This window comes from Candidatus Poriferisodalis sp. (assembly GCF_965208925.1).
Taxonomy (GTDB): domain Bacteria; phylum Actinomycetota; class Acidimicrobiia; order Acidimicrobiales; family Poriferisodalaceae; genus Poriferisodalis.
Genome location: NZ_OZ242364.1, coordinates 2,691,206 through 2,709,756 on the forward strand (window position 1 = coordinate 2,691,206; position 18,551 = coordinate 2,709,756).

Below are 18,551 nucleotides of genomic sequence, written 5' to 3' on the forward strand. Positions count from 1 at the left end.
GCGGCGGCGCGTCCTGCTCAGAGATCGGCCAGCACCGACTCCGCCCGTTCGGCAAGCGCCACGATGCCGTCGGGAAACTCATGCACCTCAGGCGGGATGTCCGGAATGGCGCCGCCCACGTAGCGGGCATGCACACCTTCGAGAATGCATGCCAGTCGCCAGCTCGCGAAGGCGAAGAACCACTGCATGGCGCTGACGTCGCGGCCCGTCAACGCCGCGTACTCGTTCGCCAGCTGCTCGCGCGTCCAGAAGCCCTCAGCCGTCGTGGCGTCGTGACCCAGCGGGTTGAAGCCGTCGCCAGGCTCCACCCAGTAGCCCAGCGAGAACCCGAAGTCGGCCAGCGGGTCGCCCAGCGTGGAGATCTCCCAGTCCAGCACCGCAGCCAGCTCGCCGTCGTGCCTCGACAGGCAGTTGTCCAAGCGGTAGTCGCCGTGCACCAGCGTGGCCTCGGTCTGAGGCGGGATGGAGGCCACGAGCATGTCGTGGACTCGCTCGATGATCGGCAGGTCTCGCGAGGTCATGGCGTTGAATTGCCGGCGCCACACGTGAATCTGCCGGGCGACGTAGTCGTTCGGGCGGCCGAGCGTGTCCAGGCCAGTGGTCTCCAGGTCGGTGTCGTGGATGGTGGCCTGTACTTCGACCAGCTGCCGGCTGAGCTCTCCCCGGGCCTCGGGCGTGAGCAGCTCGGCATCGGCCACGGACCGCAGCACCGTGCCGTCCACGAATCCGGTCACATAGAAGTCGGCACCGTTGACGTCTGCATCGGTGCACAGGCCCACCACTGGGGGAGTGGGGACCGGCGTGGGCTCGAGCGCCGCCAGGATGCGGTGCTCGCGGACCATGTCGTGCGCGCTGGCCAGCAGGTGCGCCAGCGGCGGGCGGCGCAGCACCCACCGCCGCCCTTCAGAATCTGCGACCCAGTAGGTCAGATTCGAGTGACCGCCGGTGATCAGCTCGAACGACAACGGCGGGCTGAGCTCGACTCGCTCGGCCAGCCACGCAGTGACCGGCGCGGCATCGATGCCCGCGACGGTGCCGTCGTCTGCGGCGTGGGCTGAACTTGTCACCGTCGTTGCCTCCCGCGGTCAGTTGAGCCGACAACATCATGGCCTCAGGGGAACCGGGGTGTCTCGCGAGTCGGCGGTCTCTCCACAGAGCAGGATCGCGCCGGGAACAGAAGTGCGCCAATACGCTGCGCCGGTGCTGTATGTGACGATCTACACGACGCAGTTCCTCGTCACGGCATCGATGGGTGTGATCTTCGCCTACCTGGCGGACCTGCAAGACCGCTTCGGCCTCAGCCACTGGGAGCTGGGACTCGTCGCGGCCGCAGGGTTCATCGCAGGTCTGGCCGCGCAACTGCTGCTCTCGCCGCTGATCGACCGCGGCCACCATCGCTTTGTGGTGTGGCTCTCACTGGCGGCTGCAGTGCTGGGGGCGTACGGCTTTGTGTTCGCGGAGTCCACGTGGTCGCTGGTGACGAGTCGGGCCTTTGCCGGCCTCGCGTTCGGACTGTTCGGCCTGGTGGCCCGCAAAGCGCTGATCGGACGCGACGTCAGCGGCAGCGGTGCCAAGGTGGGCGGCCTGCTGTCGTGCGCGGTGGCGGGCTTCATCAGCGGTCCGGCCATCGGCGCGGCCCTCAGCGGCATCTCATTCGAAGCCCCGTTCCTGTTCACCGGCACTGTGATGGCGCTGCTCGGCCCGATCGCGGCGGTGCAGATCTCAAGGTCGCCGATCGCCGCGGCGGTGGTGGATTACTCGGACCTAGCGGACCTGCTTCGCCGGCCCCGGGTGCAGGCCGCAATCTGCGTGCACGTGGGGATCTGGGGCCTCATCGGCATCTTCGACGCAACCGTCGACCGTTACCTCACCGACATCGGTGTGTCGTCGGTGGAGCTGGCCGTCGGCTTGCTCATCATCGGCGTCCCGCTCATGGCGCTGCCGCCCTACACCGGTGCGCTGGCAGAGCGTCTCGGCGGCGGGCGTGTAGCTGTGCCGGCGCTGCTGCTCTTCGTTCCGGCGGTGCTGCTCTACGGCTGGATCGGTGGTCTGCTGACATTCATCCTGGTCGGCCTGGCTGAGGCCGTGACCGAGTCGTACGGCGTGATGGGAGCGCAGGTGCTGGTGCTGGAGGTGACCGGTGCCGAACGGGCCGCGACGGGAACGGGCGTGTTGGAGGCGGTCGGTCTGACGGTCGCATCGGTCGCCGCGTTCGGCGGCCCTCCGCTGTACGGCCTGATCGGGTCGCGCTGGCTTTTCGGCGGCTGGGCGGCTGTCTGCCTGGTTCTGGCCCTGCTGGCCATGTGGCGAATGAAAACAGTGGAAATTCCCCCAAAGATTGTGAAAGTTAGTCACTAAATTCGCCTGAATGCGGGCGCCGGGCCCAAGTCCCTCAGCAGACGGGCACTCAGCACAGGGGCGTTCAGCACACGGGCGGTCAACTGACTGGCGTCTTGTGCTGGCAGAGTTGGCGGGCTTTGCCCGTCGCGTCGGCTTGGTGCCGGTGCTGGTTGCCGCCGGGGCACTTGTCGCCGTCGTGGGCGTGGGCTTTCTGGCGGGCGTGCGGCACGGTGCGCCTGCGCCCATCGATCTGCCTTCGGCAGCAGCAGGCGCTCCGCTGCCAGTGGCCACCACGCAACCGTCGATGCTGTGGGTGCACCTTGCCGGTGCCGTCCAGCGGCCTGGGTTGTATGAGGTCCCCGCCGGTTTCCGCGCAGGCGACCTCGTCGAGAGGGCCGGCGGGCTGGACGTCGATGCCGACAATGCAGCGATCAATCTGGCGGAGCGCCTGCAAGACGGGCAGCAGATCTATGTGCCGGTGGAGGGCGAACTGCCCGCCGCCGGGGCACGGAACTCGGACTCGGCCGGGCCGATCGACGTCAATACCGCCACGGCAGCGCAGCTCGACGAGCTGCCGGGCATCGGCCCGTCACTGGCTGCGGCGATCATCGCCTACAGGGTCGAGCACGGGCCGTTCGCCACCCTGGACGCGCTCGAACAGGTGCCTGGGATCGGGCCGTCCAAGCTGTCCCGGCTGCGGCCCCATGCGACCGTCTGACCCGCCCGAGCGGCCGATGCCATCGCGCTGGCCGGACTCGCCCCCTCCGCGGCACCGGCTGGGACCGCCACGGGCAGGGCCTCGACGGTTCGGAGGCCTCAGCGCTGTTGCTGACCGGTGGCTGGTGGCAGGTGCCATCGCCACAGCGGCCGGCGCGCTGTGGGCGCCCCCGGCGTCGCTGTGGATGGGCTCGTGGTGGTGGGGCGTTGCACTGGGAATCGGGCTCGGTGCCGCGGGCATCGCGAGTCGTGCGCGGGTGCTCATCCCGGCCGGTCTGCTCATGTTGGCTGCGGCCGCCATGGGAGCGCAGCTCGCCCAGCTCAGCGCAGTGACGGGAGGGGGCTTCGAGGGTGAGGTGCAGCTGGTCGGAGATCCCCGCTGGCGTGCCGGTGCCCTGGTCGTGCCGTTCAGCGTGACGATCGACGGCGCCGAGCACCGGTGGGAAGGCTGGGCACGGGGCCCACCCGCATGGCGGCTGGAACACGCGGCAATGGGAGAGCGCTGGCTCCTGAAGGCGACCGCAGAACCGACCGAGCCCGCCGGCCGTCCCTTCCTGTGGCCCCGGCATCTCGCAGGGACTGCGGAGATCCGCACTGCGCTCCGCCTCGACGGCGGCAGCGCGCCGTTCCGCGTCGCGAACTCGCTGCGTGGGCTCGTGGAGGCGTCGGGTGAATCGCTGTCGCCGCGGGATGCAGCGCTGCTCGCCGGATTCGTGTACGGCGACGACCGGGGTCAGCTTCCTGAGGTCGTGCACGACTTCCGAGCGACATCGCTCACCCACCTGCTCGCCGTGTCGGGTTCGAACGTGGCATTCGTGCTGCTGCTGTTCGCGCCCTTGCTGGCCGGGCTTCGACCCCGGGTCCGGCTGGTCGCCGTGGCAGTGTTGCTCATCCAGTTCGCCGTGCTGACCAGGGGCGAGCCCTCAGTGCTGCGGGCGTGTGTGCTCGCCACCCTCGCTGTCGGCGCGCACGCAGTCGGCAGGCAGGCATCGGCGACGCGGCTGCTGGCATTGGCGGTCATCCTGTTGCTGCTCGTCGACCCGCTGCTCGTCCGCTCGGTCGGCTTCCAGCTGTCGGTTGCTGCGACGGCCGCCATCGTGATCGGGGCCCGCCGCATTTCACGTCTGCTGTGGGGTCCGCCGTGGCTGCGCCTGGCGCTCGCCGCGACCCTGTGCGCCCAGGCGGGAGTGCTGCCGGTTCAGATCGCCGTCTTCGGCTCGTTGCCGCTCGTGAGCATTCCCGCCAACGTTCTGGCCGGACCGGTCGCAGGCCCGGCGATGGTCTGGGGCCTCGTCGGCGGCCTGGTGGGCGGCTTGGCCGGCGATGCAGTCGCATCGGTGCTGCACCTGCCGACCAAGCTGATGATGGGGTGGGTCGCGGGGGTGGCACGCTGGGGCGCATCACTGGGCTGGCCGCAGATCGAGGCCGCTGAATTGACCGCCGCGGCTGCGGTTGTCGGATGCTGCGCTGGAGTGTTCGCGTTGGCGCCGCACCTGTTCGGGCACCTTGCCGGAACCCTGCGCAGCCTGGCGGTCGTGGCGGCCGGCGTCGGCGTCTGGGCGGTGGCCAGCACCCACCGACCTGCGCCTCCAGCGGGGTCCCATCTCGCCGTTCAGCACACCGACCCGGTTGTGGTGGTGGTGGATCGCCCCGATCCTGCGCGTGCACTGGGCCAGCTTCATGCTGCGGGGATCGACCGCATCGACGTGCTCGTGGCGCGCTCGGCGAGCCGGGCAGGGCGTGAAGCGGTGCGCGCCCTCGACGCCCGGCACGACGTCGCTCATGTGCTCGCGCCGGCCGGTCTCGGCGGCCGGGTCCCGCATGAGACAGTGACCGAGCCCGTCGTCGTCGCAGGGCTCACGGTGGAGCCTGCCGCGGAGCGCCTGCACGTCTCAGCAGAACTAGCGTCGGCCGGATGGCAGGCGGTGCCGTGAGACTGGTCAGCGGAGCCGACGAGATCCTCACGGCTGAAGCCGTGCGAACCGCTGTCGCCGAGCTTGTGGGCGATGCCGACCGCGCAGAGGTGCTCGATGAGTTCGCCGGCGATGAGTACACGCTGAACGATGTCCTCATCTCAGCATCGACGCCGCCGATGCTGGCCACCCATCGGGTCGTCGTGGCCCGGGGGCTCAGCCGATTCGGCGCGGCAGACCTTGCCCCGCTGATCGCGTGGCTGGACGATCCCTGCCCCACCACCGACCTGGTGCTCGAGTGGGACTCAGGCCGCGTGCCCCGCCCGCTGGCCGAGGCGGTCGAGGCCGGCGGCGGCCACCGGGTCGCATCCGATGTGCCCGGCGGGGCACGCCAGCGCCGGACCTGGCTCGAAGAGCGTCTCGCGGGGGCACCGGTCCAGCTCGATGCGCGAGCCCGTGCGATCGTCGCCGAACACCTCGGCGCTGAGCTCAGCCGACTCGGGGCGCTGCTCGACACGCTGGCAGCGGTGTTCGGCGAAGGCGCCCGGCTGGACGCCGACGATGTGCTGCCGTACCTCGGTGCCGAAGGCGATGTCCCGCCGTGGGAGCTGACCGACGCGATCGACCGCGGAAACGTGCATGCGGCCCTCGCAGTGCTGCAACGCATGTGGGGTGCGGGCCGGCACCCGCTGGCGGTCACGGCCACCGTGGCCAACCACATCACCCGGATGGCCCGCCTCGATGGCGCCGACGCCACGAACGAAAAGGAGGCTGCTGCGCTGCTGGGCCTGCGCGGTTCCACGTTTCCGGCCCGCAAGGCGCTGGATGGCTGCCGGAGGCGAGGCAGCGAGGGAATTGCCCGAGCCGTCGAGCTCCTCGCGGCGGCCGACATGGACATGCGTGGACGGTCGGGACTCGACGCTCGCTGCGTTGCCGAGATTCTCTGTGCGCGGCTCGCCTCCGGCGCCCGCTGACTGCCGGCTCAGCCGCTTGCTTCCCGCTCTAGCTCGCTGCGCTCGCGGGCCGCTCGGGCCCGGGGCTCAGCCCCTGGATGCCGAGCGAGTGATGAGGCGCGACTTGCGCCGGCCGGCCTCATTCCGGTGGATGACACCCTTGGCGGCAGCCTTGTCGAGACGCTTCTGAGCCAGACGGATGAGCTCATCGGTGGGTTCGCCCGCCTCAGCGGCTGCGATCACCGCTTTCTCGCGTGTACGCAGTTCCGAGCGCACGGCACGGTTGCGCACCCGCCGTGCCTCGTTCTGATGATTGCGCTTGATCTGGCTCTTGATGTTGGCCACGAAGGCATGCTCTCCGTCTCGAAACCGGCCCCGCAGGGTACCGTGCGGCCTGCGATGCCCCACGTGCCACCCAAGAGGCTGAGCCCCGACGGCGGCGCCGGAATCGGATTGATTCGGAACTTCTCGATCATCGCCCATATCGACCACGGGAAGTCCACGCTGTCGGACCGGATCCTGGAGTTGACCGGTGCCGTGGAGGAGCGCTCCATGCGCGCCCAGTACCTCGATTCGATGGAGCTCGAGCGCGAGCGCGGCATCACCATCAAGGCCCAGAACGTCAGGGTGAGCTGGCGGGGCCACACGCTGCATCTCATCGACACGCCCGGACATGTCGACTTCGGTTACGAGGTCAGCCGGTCGCTCGCGGCATGCGAAGGCGTCGTGCTGCTCGTCGATGCGGCGCAGGGCATCGAGGCGCAGACGCTGGCCAACTGCTACCTGGCCCTCGAGTCGGATCTCGCCATCGTCCCGGTGCTCAACAAGATCGACCTCCCCGCGGCTCAACCGGATCTGTACGCATCCGAGATCGAGCGTGTGCTGGGCATCGACTCGAGCGAGGTGCTGGCCATCTCGGCCAAGACCGGCGAGGGCGTGGAAGCGCTGCTCGACGCGATCATCGAGCGGATCCCCCCGCCGGGCGGCGTGCCGCACGCCCCGCTCCAAGCCCTGATCTTCGATTCCCACTTCGACCAGTACCGCGGCGTGGTCTCCTCGGTCCGTGTGGTGAACGGCCGGCTGTGCGCCGGCGACCGGCTGCGCTTCATGCACGCCGGCGGTCTGCACCTGTGCGAGGAGGTGGGCCTGCGCCTGCCTGCGGTGACGCCGACCGATGCGCTGGGCCCCGGCGAGGTGGGGTACCTCATCGCCGGCATCAAGGACGTTGCAGAGGCCCGCTCGGGCGAAACGGTGACCTCGGCGACAGCGCCGGCGGATGCGCCGCTGGCCGGCTACGACGACCCGAAGCCGATGGTCTTCTGCGGCCTGTACCCCGTCGACGGTGACGAATACCCCGACCTGCGCGAGGCGCTGGCGAAGCTGAGGCTCAACGACGCATCGGTGACGTTCGAGCCCGAGACCTCCGGTGCGCTGGGATTCGGTTTCCGTTGCGGCTTCCTGGGCCTGCTGCACATGGAGATCGTCCGTGAACGGCTCGAGCGCGAGTTCGGGCTCTCGCTGATCGCGACTGCGCCCTCGGTGGCCTACCGGGTGCGCACCGACGACGACCAGGAACTCGAGGTCGACAACCCGTCGGAACTGCCGGCGGCCGGCCAGATCGCCGAGATAGCAGAGCCGATGCTCACGGTGTCGGTGCTGACGCCGAGCGCCTACACGGGAGCGGTCATGGATCTGTGCCAGTCGCGCCGGGGCTCGATGAGCTCCATGGACTACCTGTCGCCCGAACGCGTGGAGCTGCGCTACGAGCTGCCGCTGGCCGAGGTCGTGACCGACTTCTTCGACCAGCTCAAGAGCCGTACCCAGGGATACGCCAGCCTCGACTATGACCACGCGGGCTACCGCGCCGAACGCCTCGTGCGGGTGGACATCCTGCTCAACGGCGAGCCGGTGGATGCGTTCTCGGCCATCTGCCACCGTGACGGCGCCTACCCGTACGGCAAGGCCATCACGGCGAAGCTGGCCGAGCTCATCCCGCGCCAGCTTTTCGACGTGCCCATCCAGGCCGCCATCGGCGGGCGGATCATCGCCCGCGAGACGGTCAAGGCCAAGCGGAAGGATGTTCTGTCGAAGTGCTACGGCGGCGACATCACCCGCAAGCGCAAGCTGCTGGAGCGTCAGAAGGAGGGCAAGAAGCGGATGAAGGCGATTGGGCGCGTCGAGGTGCCCAATGAGGCCTTTGTCTCCGCATTGCGTCTCGACCAGTGAGTGCTCCCCCTGTTGGGTAGGAGGGGCATCGGTAGCATCGGGTTATTGCGGGTGCGGCCTGCGGAGGAGTGATGGACGAGCGCAGAGCCACGGTGCTGCAGGCGGTAGTCGAGAACTTCATCGAGAGCGCGCAGCCGGTCGGATCGGCCGCGGTGCTCGAGATGACCCGCCTCGATGTATCGCCTGCGACTGTTCGCAATGATCTCGCAGCGCTCGAGGCGGGCGGCTACCTGATGCAGCCGCACACCAGCGCCGGTCGGGTGCCGACCGAGACTGGCTACCGGTACTTCGTGGACGGTCTCGGGCCGGGATCCCTCGACAACACCGAAGTCCGACAGGTGCGGGCGTTCTTCGCCCATGCCCAGGGGCAGATCGAGGAACTGCTCGCCGACACCAGCCGGCTGCTGTCGGATCTGACCGAGTACGCGGCGATGGTGGTCGCGCCCCGCCATGATCGAGACAGCATCAGGTCGGCTCAGCTGGTGGACCTCGGCGGCGGCCGGCTGCTGGTGGTGCTGGTGATGTCGTCGGGTGTTGTGGAGCGCACCTACGTCGACGTGTATGACAACCGGGAACTGGCCGACGCAGCCCAGGGTCCGGCCGCGGGGGCGGCCTCCGCGATCCTGGCCGAAGCGCTGGTGGGGCGCACCCGGTCGCAACCGCCGGCAGTCCCCGAGACTGGCGATGCGGCGACCGATGCGCTGGTGGCGGCGGCGCTGGCCGCGCTGGCCGACGACCAATCGCACCCCGGCGAGCTCTACGTAGGCGGCACGTCCAAGATCACCGAGCAGTTCGAAGCCGTATCGTCGCTCCGTTCGGTGCTGTCGGTGCTGGAAGAGCAGCTGATGGTGGTGACGCTGCTGCGCAGCCTCGTCGACCGCGGCCTCAGCGTGGCCATCGGGTCCGAGACGGGCATGAAGCCGCTGGCAGATTGCTCCGTGGTGGTCGCGCCCTACGAGGTCGACGGTCGCACGGTCGGCAGCGTGGGATTGCTGGGTCCGACCCGGATGGACTACTCGAAGGCGCTGGCAGCGGTGCACACGGTGAGCCGGCGGCTGTCGGCCTCGCTCGGAGACGGCGACAGCGCGCATGCGTCGGCGGACATCGCGCCATCGATCTCGCAGTAGACCTGCCACGGATGCCTGCCGACTACTACGAGCTGCTCGACGTAGGCCGCGATGCCAGCGAGAGCGAGCTCAAGCGCGCGTACCGGCAAAAAGCGCGTGAGCACCACCCTGATGCGAACCCGGGCGACGCGCAGGCCGAGGCCCGCTTCAAAGAGATCAGCGAGGCGTATGCCGTGCTCTCTGATCCTGAGGCGCGCGCTCGGTATGACCGCTTCGGGCATGAGGGCCTGCGGGGCGGCATGGGCGGCCCGGCTTTCGACTTCGACCTCAGTGACATCTTCGAGTCGTTCTTCGGGGGGAACCCCTTCGGCGGGGGCCGATCCCGCCGCCCGTCAGGCCCGCCGCGTGGCGACGATCACGAGACGGTTGTCGATCTGGACTTCGCGGAAGCCGTCTTCGGCGTCGACCGGCCGATCGACGTGCGGACACTGGTGTCATGTGACGATTGCGGCGGTTCGGGTGCCGCCGAGGGCACGTCGCCGACGGTGTGCGGTGTCTGCGAGGGCGTGGGGCAGGTGCGCCAGGTGCGCCAGAGCCTGTTGGGCCAGATGGTCACCGCTGCGCCCTGCGGCCGGTGCCGCGGGATCGGCGAGGAGATCGCCGATCCGTGCAGGTCCTGCCGGGGCGAAGGCCGCCGGGCTGAGCATGTGTCACTGGTCGTGCGGGTGCCGCCCGGAGTCGACTCGGGCGCGACGCTTCGCCTGGGCGGCCGCGGATCGGTGGGACCCCGCGGCGGTCCTGCTGGCGATCTGTACGTGCACCTGCGAGTCGCCGAATCCGACGCTTTCGTGCGGCAGGGCGACAGCCTGGTGGCCGAGCTGCCGGTGACGATGCTGCAGGCTGCCCTGGGAGCAACGGTGACGTTCGAGACGCTGGACGGGCCGCGCGATCTGGCGGTGAAGGCCGGCACCCAGCCGAACGACACCATCCGCCTGAACGGGCTGGGCGTGCCGCGCGCCAACGGGCGCGGGCGCGGCGACCTGCATGTGGTGGTGCGGGTGGACATCCCGAAAAAGCTGTCGAAATCGGAGGCGGCCAAGCTGAGAGACGTCGCCAGCGAACGTGGCGAACAGGTGGACGGGATCGTCGCGGATCGGTCCGCGCCGGCCGAGTCGCACGATCGTCAACGAGCACGTGTCGAGGCTCGGGCTGATCGATCCAAGGCGCGGGGCAGCACGGAAGCCCGGCAACGTCGCGCACGTCGCGGCAAGGGCTGACATGTCCGTCGACCGCCGGCACATCGACGCGCTGGTGGGGGAGCGGCTGCGGGCAGTGCGCAAACGGCGGCGCATGACGCTGGCGCAGGTCGAGGCGGCCTCCGACGGCGAGTTCCGAACGTCGGTGCTGGGCGCCTATGAGCGCGGCGAACGGGGTTTGGCGGTGAACCGGCTGCTGCGCTTGGCACAGCTCTACGGAGTGGCGCCTGCCGAGCTGCTGCCCGATGGCGATCAGGACAGCGGCCAAGTCCCGGGGACGTCGCCGCGCTACCCACCCGATTCAGTGCTGTGACCGAGCTTGATTGCGCGCCGCCCGCCTTCGGCGTCTATTGCCATGTCCCGTTCTGCACGCACCGCTGCGACTACTGCGCGTTCGCGACCTGGACCGATCGCAGCCACCTCATCGGCGACTACATGGCGAGCTGCCGCCGGCAGGCTCAGGAGCTGGCTGACGGCATGCCGCCGGTGACCTCGGTGTTCTTCGGTGGCGGTACGCCGAACCTGGTGCCGCCCTCGTTGCTCGGCGATTTGTTGGCGGAGCTGCCCCTGGCACGGGGCGCCGAGATCACAGTGGAGTGCAATCCAGACTTGGTCACGCCGGAACAGATGCAGGCATACCGGGATTTGAGCGTGAATCGCATCAGCCTCGGCGTGCAATCCGCTGTTCCCCATGTGCTCGACGCGCTGGGCCGTCGCCATGATCCGCAGATGGTGGCGGCATCGGTCGACGCTGTCCGGCGGGCCTGCATCGGCCAGCTCAACCTCGACCTGATCTACGGCGCGCCGACTGAGTCGTTGACCGACTGGAAGCGCACTCTGGTCGAGGCCATCGATCTGGGGCCCGACCACCTGAGCGTGTACGGCCTGACGCCCGAGCCCGGAACACCGCTCGGCGACGACCCGTCACGACATCCCGATGACGACGAGATGGCCGACAAGTACCTGCTCGCCGACGAACTGCTCTCCCGCGCGGGCTACGAGATCTACGAGATCTCCAACTGGGCTCGGCCCGGTGCGCAATGCCGGCACAACCTGCTGTATTGGCAGCAGGGCTCCTACGCGGGCATCGGCTGTGCCGCGCACAGCCATCGCGGTGGGCGCCGCTTCTGGAGCGTTCGCACACCTGAGCGGTTCATCGCGGCGATCTCGGCCGGCACCCCACCCATGGCAGGCAGCGAGGAGTTAGGACCTGACGAGCGCCGTGTGGAGGCCTTGCAGCTTGCGCTGCGCACGTCGATCGGTGTCCCCGCCGGTGCGGTGCCCGATGAGGTGGAGCATCTGCTGGAACCTGCCGCCGGGGGCCGCCTCAGGCTGACCGCGCGAGGGCGTCTCCTGGCCAACGAGGTGGCCGTGAGGCTCGGCCTTCCTTCCGAGCAGTAGGAGGCTGAGCCGGCAGGCGAAGCCGTGGCCCGAGCGGCCCGTGAGCGAAGCGAACCTGAGCGGGGAGTGCTGGGCTGAGCCGGGAGGCGAAGCCGCACATGCGGTCAACCCGACAGCCGGACGCGCCCGATCGCCTCTGCGGCGACCGACCGGCTCGCTTGCCCGTTGACCTTCCCGATCAAGCCGATGACCCGCCGTGCCGAACCCTGCACCGACACGCGCACGGCTGCCGGGCCCACCGCGCTGACTGCCACCGAGACGGATCCGGGCTCGAACACCGCCGACAACCGCTCCTGCGTCGTCTGCAGGCTCCACGGCCCCAGCCGCCGGAGCCGGGAAGGGGAGAGGCGGTAGGACCCGTGATGGCGAAGCGAGGATTCGTCGAGGCCCAGCGAGACGAGGTCGTTCGCGAGCGAAGACGCTGCTGCTTGTGCTTCGCGTTGCGCCAGGAATGCAGCCGTGCTGTCGATGGCGATGCTGGCCAGCAGTGCCACGATCAGCACGCCGGCTGGCACGAGCAGCAGTGCCGAGCCGCGTTCACTGCCCACAGGGCGCTCGCCCGCTGAGGCCGTGCCGGAAGGGATCGACGGTCTCGCTGGCGCGAGCGCCAACCGTCACGGGCGACCATCCGCCGCCGAGCAGAGCCAAGCGGGGGACCTCCCGCGTGGCCTCGAACGTCACCTGCTCGCAGCGGTGCAACCGGGCAGCGCCGACCGGCAGCACCGATGCCTCGCCGCTCAGCCGATAGCCGGACATTGCCCGCGTGCCGGCGGCAACCGCTGCGTCAACGGCATCGCCGGAGCGAGGCCCGCGATGCTCGACGAATGTCCGCGTTGCCTCACGGGCGCCGGCGACTGCGGTGATCTTGGCGTCCAGCGCTGCGGCTGCCTGGGCGAACATCAGCGTGCCCCCGACGAAGACGAGCACGATGAACGGCAGCACCTCGGCCCCGACGACGCCGGAAGCGTCATGGCGGGCGCGTTTGGGGGCGAACTGCCTCATGGTCAACCAGCGAAGCGAGCCAGCTCGCGCCGCACCTCGAACCGGCGCTCGATGTGCTGCAGGCCGACCAGCGCAGAGGCATCGAAGAGGACCGTCGGCGGCCTCGCTGCCAACTCCAGAGCGACGGTCTCGGTGGTGGTGCTCCAGCGGAGTAGCTCGATGTCCACTGCAGCGCCGATGCTCGAGCGCAGCCACCGCTCAGCATCGGCGATTGCCGCTGGGCTGCCACCGCCGAACGCTGCTCGGCGCGTCGCGTCATGGCCCACGGCCGTCAGAACCGAGGTGCTGTAGAAGTACACGGCAGCCTGGACCGCCAGCGTGAGAAACGTCAGATACGCCAAGACGGCCCACGGCAAGGCGACCAGGCCGGCGCCGCGCTCATCGCGGCTCGGGCTCGCATGCAGACGGTTCACTTGCCGATCTTCGCTATCTCTGAGTTCGTCGTTTCCTCGGCGTTTTCCCAGAGCGTCTTGAAGCCGACCCACATGAGGGCGCCGAGCGAGGCGATGATCAGCACGGCGATCGCCGCCGAGATCACTCCCTCGCCTCGCTCGTCGTGCCTGGGCTCGCTGTGTCTGGCGCGCTTCCGAGCGGCCCCCGCAGCGGCGAGTGCAACGGCACATGCCGCGCTGAGCACTGCCGCTATCGGAGTGGCGTACATCAGGCTGTCGTACATGGGTCTGTCCTTTCATTGCCGACTCACAGCGCCGCATACCCGCTCAGTGCGTCGCTGAACGGGATCGCGAGCAGCACGCACCCGGGCACAAGCGCTGCAACGGTGACCGGTATCCACACCTGCTCGCTGCGACGCTCAATGTGGGCGATGAGGCGCCGGTGCGCCTCCATGCGCGCCGCGCGAGCCTCGTCTGACACCAGCGCGGCGACGTCAGTCGCATCCTCGTGCAGGGTGAGTACGCCGGCGAATCGGCGGATCGCGGCCGATCCGGCGTCGTCAGCCCATTCGGCCAGTGCCACCTCGACAGCTGCGCCTCCGGCGACGCGGGCGCCGACACGTTCCAATCCCTCGGCACAGATGCCGTTCCCCCGCCGGGCAGCGGTGTCCAGGGCGCTGGTCAGCGACATACCGCTTGCGAGCAGCATGCCGATCTGCTCGGCCATGATCGGCAGCTCCTCGGTGATCTGAGTTCGCCGCAACGCCGTCGATCGCCCGAGGCGGTACTCGGACGTGCCGTAGACAGCGGCAGCCACACCGAGCGCTCCGGCAAGCGCGAGCAGCAGTCTGACCCCCATGACTCCCAGTGCTGTGCCCGAAGCGACGAGGCCTGCTGCAGCACCGCCGACCTGCTGCAAGCGGAACTCGAACGGAGATCCGGCCATGCCGGCTTCGCGCAGCCGGGCTGCGAGTTCGGCATCGGCATTCGCCAGCATGGCGATGCGCCGCAGGCACGAAGTTGCAGCGGTCACTGCAGGAACACTCGCTTGCGCGCGGGGATCGCCATGATCCGCCCAGCCCACAGCCAGCAGCCGGCCACGGCGAGCACGCTGAACGCCACGAGCAGTTGGCCGTCGCCCGACTCGTAGGCCTGCCGCCCGCGCCCGATGCTCAGGCCGATCACAGCCATGAATGCAGGTACCGACGCGACGAAGCTGCGTGCGAACCGGGCGCCGGCCTGCTTGGCACTGGCGTCGGATCGAGCAGCAGCCTCAGCGTGGGCCGCCTCGGCCAGCGCACGCAGTCGAGCGTCGATCCGCACGCCGCCGATCTGGTGTGCCGCCAGCAGCGTCTCGCAAACGGCGTCTGCGGTCGGGTCCGCGAGCGATGTCTTGAGAATGCGCAGCGAGGCCTCGAAGTCGGTGCTCAACGACCACGTGCGCGCCGCTTCGGAGAATGCTTGACGCATGCCAGGTGGGGCGTGCGTTCCCGCTGCGAACAGTGCGGCCGGGATCGACTGACCCCGGTGAGCCACCAGGATCCGGATCTCTGCGAGCAGTCGCGGCCACGCCTGCCACGAGCTGGCTGCGCGGCGACGGCGCCGTTGCGTTGCAGCGCATGGGGGAATCGCTGCGCTGATCAGTGCCACGAGCGTGGGTGCTGCGACGCCGCCGAACAGCGTCCAAGCACCGATCCATCCCGTGACGCACGCAGCGGCGCCAGTCAGCACGCCACCGAGCAGGGTCGCCGAAGTCGGCGGAGATGTCGACGCTGTCCGGTGCACTGATACGCGTCGACGAGCGGCTCCGGTGACCGGGCCGCCGCCGGGCGTGGACAGCAGCCACACACCCGCAGCGCCGGCCGCGATGAATGCAATCGCGGTCATGCCGGCGCACCCGCTTCTTGCCCGCCGGGCGCTGGCATCTCCATTCCGGCCGCCGCGAACCGTGACGCCACCCGCCCCGAGACGCCCGAGGTTCTCTGAGCGGGCTGGCCGTGATCCCTCGGTGCATAGAGCGGCGTCGTGTCGAACGAGATGCTTCGGTCGCCGTTGGGCTCTTCTACCGCGACGACCTCGGTGACCTCCACGCCAGCGGGACCGCGCCGCAGGTGCACCACGATGTCGATCGATTCGGCCACGAGCTGGGTGATCGCCGTCGCAGGCATCTCACCCATGTCCGGGGCGAGCTGGCACATGAGCCGCAGCCGGCTGAGCGCCTGGCGTGCGGATCCCGCGTGGATGGTCGCGTAGCCGGTGACCCCGCTGGAGAGCGTCAGCAGCAAGGGCACCGCCTCGCGGTCCCGCACCTCGCCCACGATGGCCACATCCGGCGCCATCCTCAGGAAGCCGGCCACCAGGCGCCGCAGGTCCACGGGCGCTCGCTCAGTCCGGCCCGGCCGCGTCTGCATCCCCGCAACGTTGGGCAGCGGGATGTCGAGTTCGAACACCTCTTCGGCGGTGACCACCCGCAGGCGCGGGTCGAGTTCGGCAGCGCAGCAACCCAGCAGCGTCGTCTTGCCGCTGCCGGGTGCGCCTGCGAACAGGATCGACAGCCGGGCGCGCACGGCACCGCGCAGGAACTCGGCGATCTCACCGGTCAGCGTCCCGACCGCCGTCAGGTCATTCAGATTCGAGAAGGAGATCCCGGTGAACTTGCGGATGTTGAAGATCAGGTGACCGTCGCGGCCGATGTCGGGATGGACGATGTGCAGGCGGGCGCCGTTGTCGAGCTGCGCATCCTGCAATCCCTCGCTGGGATCCAGCTTGCGATGGGATGCCGTCGCGTCATCGATGATTCTCGTGAGAGTGCGGCGGACGTGCTCATCATCGTGGAACGACTCGCCGTGCTGACCGCTCGGACCGCGGTGGCGCTTGACGAAGATCTCATGGGGCGCGTTGACCATGATCTCCCAGACATCGGCGTCGGCCAGCGGCGCTTCGAGCGGTCCGTATCCGAGCAGGTTGCGCACCGTCCGGTGGGCAAGGGCGTCGGCGTCGTCGATCGCATGGTCGTGAACGCCGCTCTTGAAGCCGAGATTCCAGCGCCGGATCTCCTCGTGAGCGAGACCGGTGACTGCCCGAACCGCGCCGGGCGCACGCGGGTCCAAGCCGCTGTGACGGGCGCGTTCCGATACCGACCGTTCGATCTCAGCGAGGACCGCCGGATCGGTCATGGCGCGACCTGCGTCGGAGCCCCCCAGGGCCGGATCAAGGTGATCGCATCGGCATCGGCGGCTGCGGCAACCGAGACGGCGGCGGCGCGGTCGCGCACCTGCAGGGTGACGGTGATCATGTCCGATGGCTGCGGGGCAGCAGCGAGGTCATCCACGTCAAGCACGAGGGCGTCGGCAGCTACCAGACCTAGCGCCTGCGGGTCGGCTGGGGCCGCGAGATTGCGATCCGTGGCGACGACGTCGACTCGTTCGCCGGCTGCGATCAGTCCGTTGAGGGCCCCGGGGCGATCGAGCTCAACAGCTACGGCGTAGCCCGCGACTCGATCGGTCGCTGCCCGGCGCGTGCCGATGTCACCCCGGGTCAGCAACTCCCCGGCGTGAATGGCTTCGAGCACCAGGCTGCCCACCACGTCACTGCCGTCACCATCGCCGAAGACGGTTGCTTCGATCTCGGCCGGCAAGCGGACGGAGACCCAGGCGACATCTGCCGGTTCGATCACCCTGCCCGGGGCGAGGCGCGTCCGTGCGACGACATAGCTGGTCTCGGGCCCAGCAGCTGAGCGCTCGAACGCCCACCACATGCCGAGCGCTGCAACGCCGCACAGGACCCCACCCGCGATGACGCGTGGGCGAAGCGATGATCGGCCACCGCCGCTGCGGCGGCTCGCGGCAGGTGCGGGCGGCAGGGCCCGATGACCGGTTTGCGACGGCGGATCCGTGGGCACGCTGGAGACTTAACCACGTTCACATGAAGTCACCAAATAATTATCAAAAGTTCAGCAAACTTACTCAGTGGGTCGCAGAGATATGACGGTATAGCGCGTAATATCAATGATTGATGTCGAAATGCACGTTGGCCACCGGTACGCGCACTAGCGTTGGCCCGCAGGGATCGATTACGTCCCTCGAGCGCCAACAGCCGACCGACTGCGAGGTGCGAGATGGCTGAGGAGCCGACCGAATCAGGCGACGACGGTGCAGCAGACGAAGAACTGCATCAGGTTCCCTACGACGAGATCATCTGGCTGTCCACGCTGAAGGCCGCAGACCGCATGGGCATCACCACCCGCACGCTGTACCGCTTCATCGACCGGGGCGACCTGCCGGCGTACCGGTTCGGACGGGTCATCCGGCTGCGGCTGAGCGACGTGGACAGGTTCATCGAGGAATGCAGAGTCGAGCCGGGAAGCCTTGAGCATCTCTACCCCGAAGCCCGCGCGGACGATCCCGACGAAGACGACCCAGACGACCCAGCAGCCGGGTAGGTCGACGGCGCTTGAGCAACGAGGGCATTCCACCCGCTGACGCCGCCGCGCCAGGGGGCGTGTGGAGCACCATCAGCCCGCGCTTTGGCGCGTCTCCCGATTGGCGGGCCGCCGCGAATCAGAGGCGCTGGCCCGGAGGCCTGGCCCTGCTGTTCGTCATCGGGCTCGGCGGCTCGATCGCGCTGCTTGCGGTGTCGCTGCTCGCAGCGCGAACCGGCTATGTGAACACGCTCGAGACTGAACTGCTCGACCGGCCCCTCGTCGAGCAGCTTCTGCTCGTTGTGCTGCTGGCCCCGCTGATCGAAGAACTCGTCTTCCGGCTCGCACTCACCGCCCGCCTGCGCCTGGGGGTGCTGGCGATCACGGGCGCATTCGGACTGCTGAACTTTGCGGGAGGCGACGGTCCCGTCATCGTCGTCGCGGCCGTCTTCGCCCTCATGGTGCTGCTGTCGGGCGCACTGTGGATCCAGTCACTCGTCGCCGGCGTGGGGCGGCCCGATGCTTCGGGCGAGTCCGGGCCTGGGGCCTGGCGTGAGGACGTTGCTCGCTGGTGGGAAGCTCACCCGCAGTGGCCGGTGTGGTTCTCGATCGCCGCGTTCGGCGTCGTGCATCTCGCCAACTACGAAGTGGGTTGGACCGTCGCCACGATCGTCGTGGCACCCCTGGTAGTGAGCCCGCAGATCTGGCTGGGCCTCATGTTCACCATTGCGCGGGTGCGCTACGGCTGGTGGGCAGGCCTGGTGCTGCACGCGTTCCACAATCTTGCGGTCTGGAGCGTGACCAGCGCTCTCGGCTGATAAATCCCGGGGCTCGTCCGGCGGCTCATCGGTACCCTTGCAGCCC

Annotated in this window: 21 protein-coding genes; 11 read left to right on the plus strand and 10 right to left on the minus strand. The window is 69.1% G+C overall.

Features of this window, described 5'->3' with window-relative positions; translation table 11 throughout:
- Positions 1-17 precede the first annotated feature (17 nt).
- On the minus strand, positions 18-1,067 hold the full coding sequence (locus ACOGI5_RS11800) for a phosphotransferase family protein (RefSeq protein WP_419864613.1): 1,050 nt from the start codon (positions 1,065-1,067) through the stop codon (positions 18-20).
- A 112-nt stretch (positions 1,068-1,179) separates the two neighbouring features.
- On the opposite strand from ACOGI5_RS11800, the gene ACOGI5_RS11805 reads away from it, so the two are divergent.
- From ACOGI5_RS11805 to holA, 4 genes are all read left to right on the plus strand, one after another.
- Entirely contained in the window at positions 1,180-2,358 is a 1,179-nt protein-coding gene (locus ACOGI5_RS11805; RefSeq protein WP_419864614.1) for an MFS transporter, read from the plus strand.
- A 97-nt stretch (positions 2,359-2,455) separates the two neighbouring features.
- Positions 2,456-3,058, plus strand: coding sequence for a helix-hairpin-helix domain-containing protein (locus ACOGI5_RS11810; protein WP_419864615.1), 603 nt, complete (start codon positions 2,456-2,458; stop codon positions 3,056-3,058).
- A 124-nt stretch (positions 3,059-3,182) separates the two neighbouring features.
- Entirely contained in the window at positions 3,183-4,991 is a 1,809-nt protein-coding gene (locus ACOGI5_RS11815; protein ID WP_419864616.1) for a ComEC/Rec2 family competence protein, read from the plus strand.
- Positions 4,973-5,944 (plus strand): DNA polymerase III subunit delta, encoded by a 972-nt coding sequence (holA, locus tag ACOGI5_RS11820; protein ID WP_419864617.1) that lies wholly within the window; start codon positions 4,973-4,975, stop codon positions 5,942-5,944. Before ACOGI5_RS11815 ends, holA begins: the two co-directional genes overlap by 19 nt.
- 66 nt (positions 5,945-6,010) lie before the next feature.
- On the opposite strand, the gene rpsT is transcribed toward holA, so the two are convergent.
- Positions 6,011-6,268, minus strand: coding sequence for a 30S ribosomal protein S20 (gene rpsT / locus ACOGI5_RS11825; protein WP_419864618.1), 258 nt, complete (start codon positions 6,266-6,268; stop codon positions 6,011-6,013).
- A 54-nt stretch (positions 6,269-6,322) separates the two neighbouring features.
- Here rpsT and lepA point away from each other — a divergent pair, with 54 nt between their 5' ends.
- The 5 genes from lepA to hemW all read left to right on the plus strand — a co-directional run bounded on the left by lepA (position 6,323) and on the right by hemW (position 11,873).
- Entirely contained in the window at positions 6,323-8,149 is a 1,827-nt protein-coding gene (gene lepA / locus ACOGI5_RS11830; protein ID WP_419864619.1) for a translation elongation factor 4, read from the plus strand.
- A gap of 71 nt (positions 8,150-8,220) precedes the next feature.
- Positions 8,221-9,276, plus strand: coding sequence for a heat-inducible transcriptional repressor HrcA (hrcA, locus tag ACOGI5_RS11835; RefSeq protein ID WP_419864620.1), 1,056 nt, complete (start codon positions 8,221-8,223; stop codon positions 9,274-9,276).
- A gap of 11 nt (positions 9,277-9,287) precedes the next feature.
- Positions 9,288-10,493, plus strand: coding sequence for a molecular chaperone DnaJ (gene dnaJ / locus ACOGI5_RS11840; protein ID WP_419864621.1), 1,206 nt, complete (start codon positions 9,288-9,290; stop codon positions 10,491-10,493).
- 1 nt (position 10,494) lies between these two features.
- A complete protein-coding gene (locus ACOGI5_RS11845; protein ID WP_419864622.1) occupies positions 10,495-10,785 on the plus strand; it encodes a helix-turn-helix domain-containing protein in 291 nt (96 codons plus the stop codon).
- Positions 10,782-11,873, plus strand: a complete 1,092-nt coding sequence (gene hemW, locus ACOGI5_RS11850) for a radical SAM family heme chaperone HemW (protein ID WP_419864623.1) — start codon at positions 10,782-10,784, stop codon at positions 11,871-11,873. Before ACOGI5_RS11845 ends, hemW begins: the two co-directional genes overlap by 4 nt.
- Before the next feature lie 104 nt (positions 11,874-11,977).
- Here the strand turns inward: hemW and ACOGI5_RS11855 are convergent, their stop codons facing one another.
- From ACOGI5_RS11855 to ACOGI5_RS11890, 8 genes are read right to left on the minus strand one after another with little or no spacing between them, the layout of a single operon-like run.
- On the minus strand, positions 11,978-12,421 hold the full coding sequence (locus ACOGI5_RS11855; RefSeq protein WP_419864624.1) for a hypothetical protein: 444 nt from the start codon (positions 12,419-12,421) through the stop codon (positions 11,978-11,980).
- Positions 12,411-12,875, minus strand: coding sequence for a hypothetical protein (locus ACOGI5_RS11860; protein ID WP_419864625.1), 465 nt, complete (start codon positions 12,873-12,875; stop codon positions 12,411-12,413). The genes ACOGI5_RS11855 and ACOGI5_RS11860 overlap by 11 nt, the downstream gene beginning before the upstream one ends.
- A gap of 2 nt (positions 12,876-12,877) precedes the next feature.
- A complete protein-coding gene (locus tag ACOGI5_RS11865) occupies positions 12,878-13,288 on the minus strand; it encodes a hypothetical protein (protein ID WP_419864626.1) in 411 nt (136 codons plus the stop codon).
- Positions 13,285-13,551 (minus strand): hypothetical protein, encoded by a 267-nt coding sequence (locus tag ACOGI5_RS11870; RefSeq protein WP_419864627.1) that lies wholly within the window; start codon positions 13,549-13,551, stop codon positions 13,285-13,287. Before ACOGI5_RS11870 ends, ACOGI5_RS11865 begins: the two co-directional genes overlap by 4 nt.
- A 23-nt stretch (positions 13,552-13,574) precedes the next feature.
- Entirely contained in the window at positions 13,575-14,300 is a 726-nt protein-coding gene (locus tag ACOGI5_RS11875; protein WP_419864628.1) for a type II secretion system F family protein, read from the minus strand.
- Positions 14,297-15,154, minus strand: a complete 858-nt coding sequence (locus ACOGI5_RS11880) for a type II secretion system F family protein (RefSeq protein WP_419864629.1) — start codon at positions 15,152-15,154, stop codon at positions 14,297-14,299. Before ACOGI5_RS11880 ends, ACOGI5_RS11875 begins: the two co-directional genes overlap by 4 nt.
- A complete protein-coding gene (locus ACOGI5_RS11885) occupies positions 15,151-16,443 on the minus strand; it encodes a CpaF family protein (RefSeq protein ID WP_419864630.1) in 1,293 nt (430 codons plus the stop codon). Before ACOGI5_RS11885 ends, ACOGI5_RS11880 begins: the two co-directional genes overlap by 4 nt.
- A complete protein-coding gene (locus ACOGI5_RS11890) occupies positions 16,440-17,168 on the minus strand; it encodes an RcpC/CpaB family pilus assembly protein (protein ID WP_419864631.1) in 729 nt (242 codons plus the stop codon). The genes ACOGI5_RS11885 and ACOGI5_RS11890 overlap by 4 nt, the downstream gene beginning before the upstream one ends.
- A 216-nt stretch (positions 17,169-17,384) precedes the next feature.
- Between ACOGI5_RS11890 and ACOGI5_RS11895 the strand changes: the two genes are divergently transcribed.
- Both ACOGI5_RS11895 and ACOGI5_RS11900 read left to right on the plus strand, forming a co-directional pair.
- Entirely contained in the window at positions 17,385-17,708 is a 324-nt protein-coding gene (locus ACOGI5_RS11895; protein ID WP_419864632.1) for a helix-turn-helix domain-containing protein, read from the plus strand.
- An 11-nt stretch (positions 17,709-17,719) separates the two neighbouring features.
- Complete coding sequence (locus ACOGI5_RS11900; protein ID WP_419864633.1) at positions 17,720-18,505, plus strand: hypothetical protein; 786 nt, start codon at positions 17,720-17,722, stop codon at positions 18,503-18,505.
- Positions 18,506-18,551 lie beyond the last annotated feature (46 nt).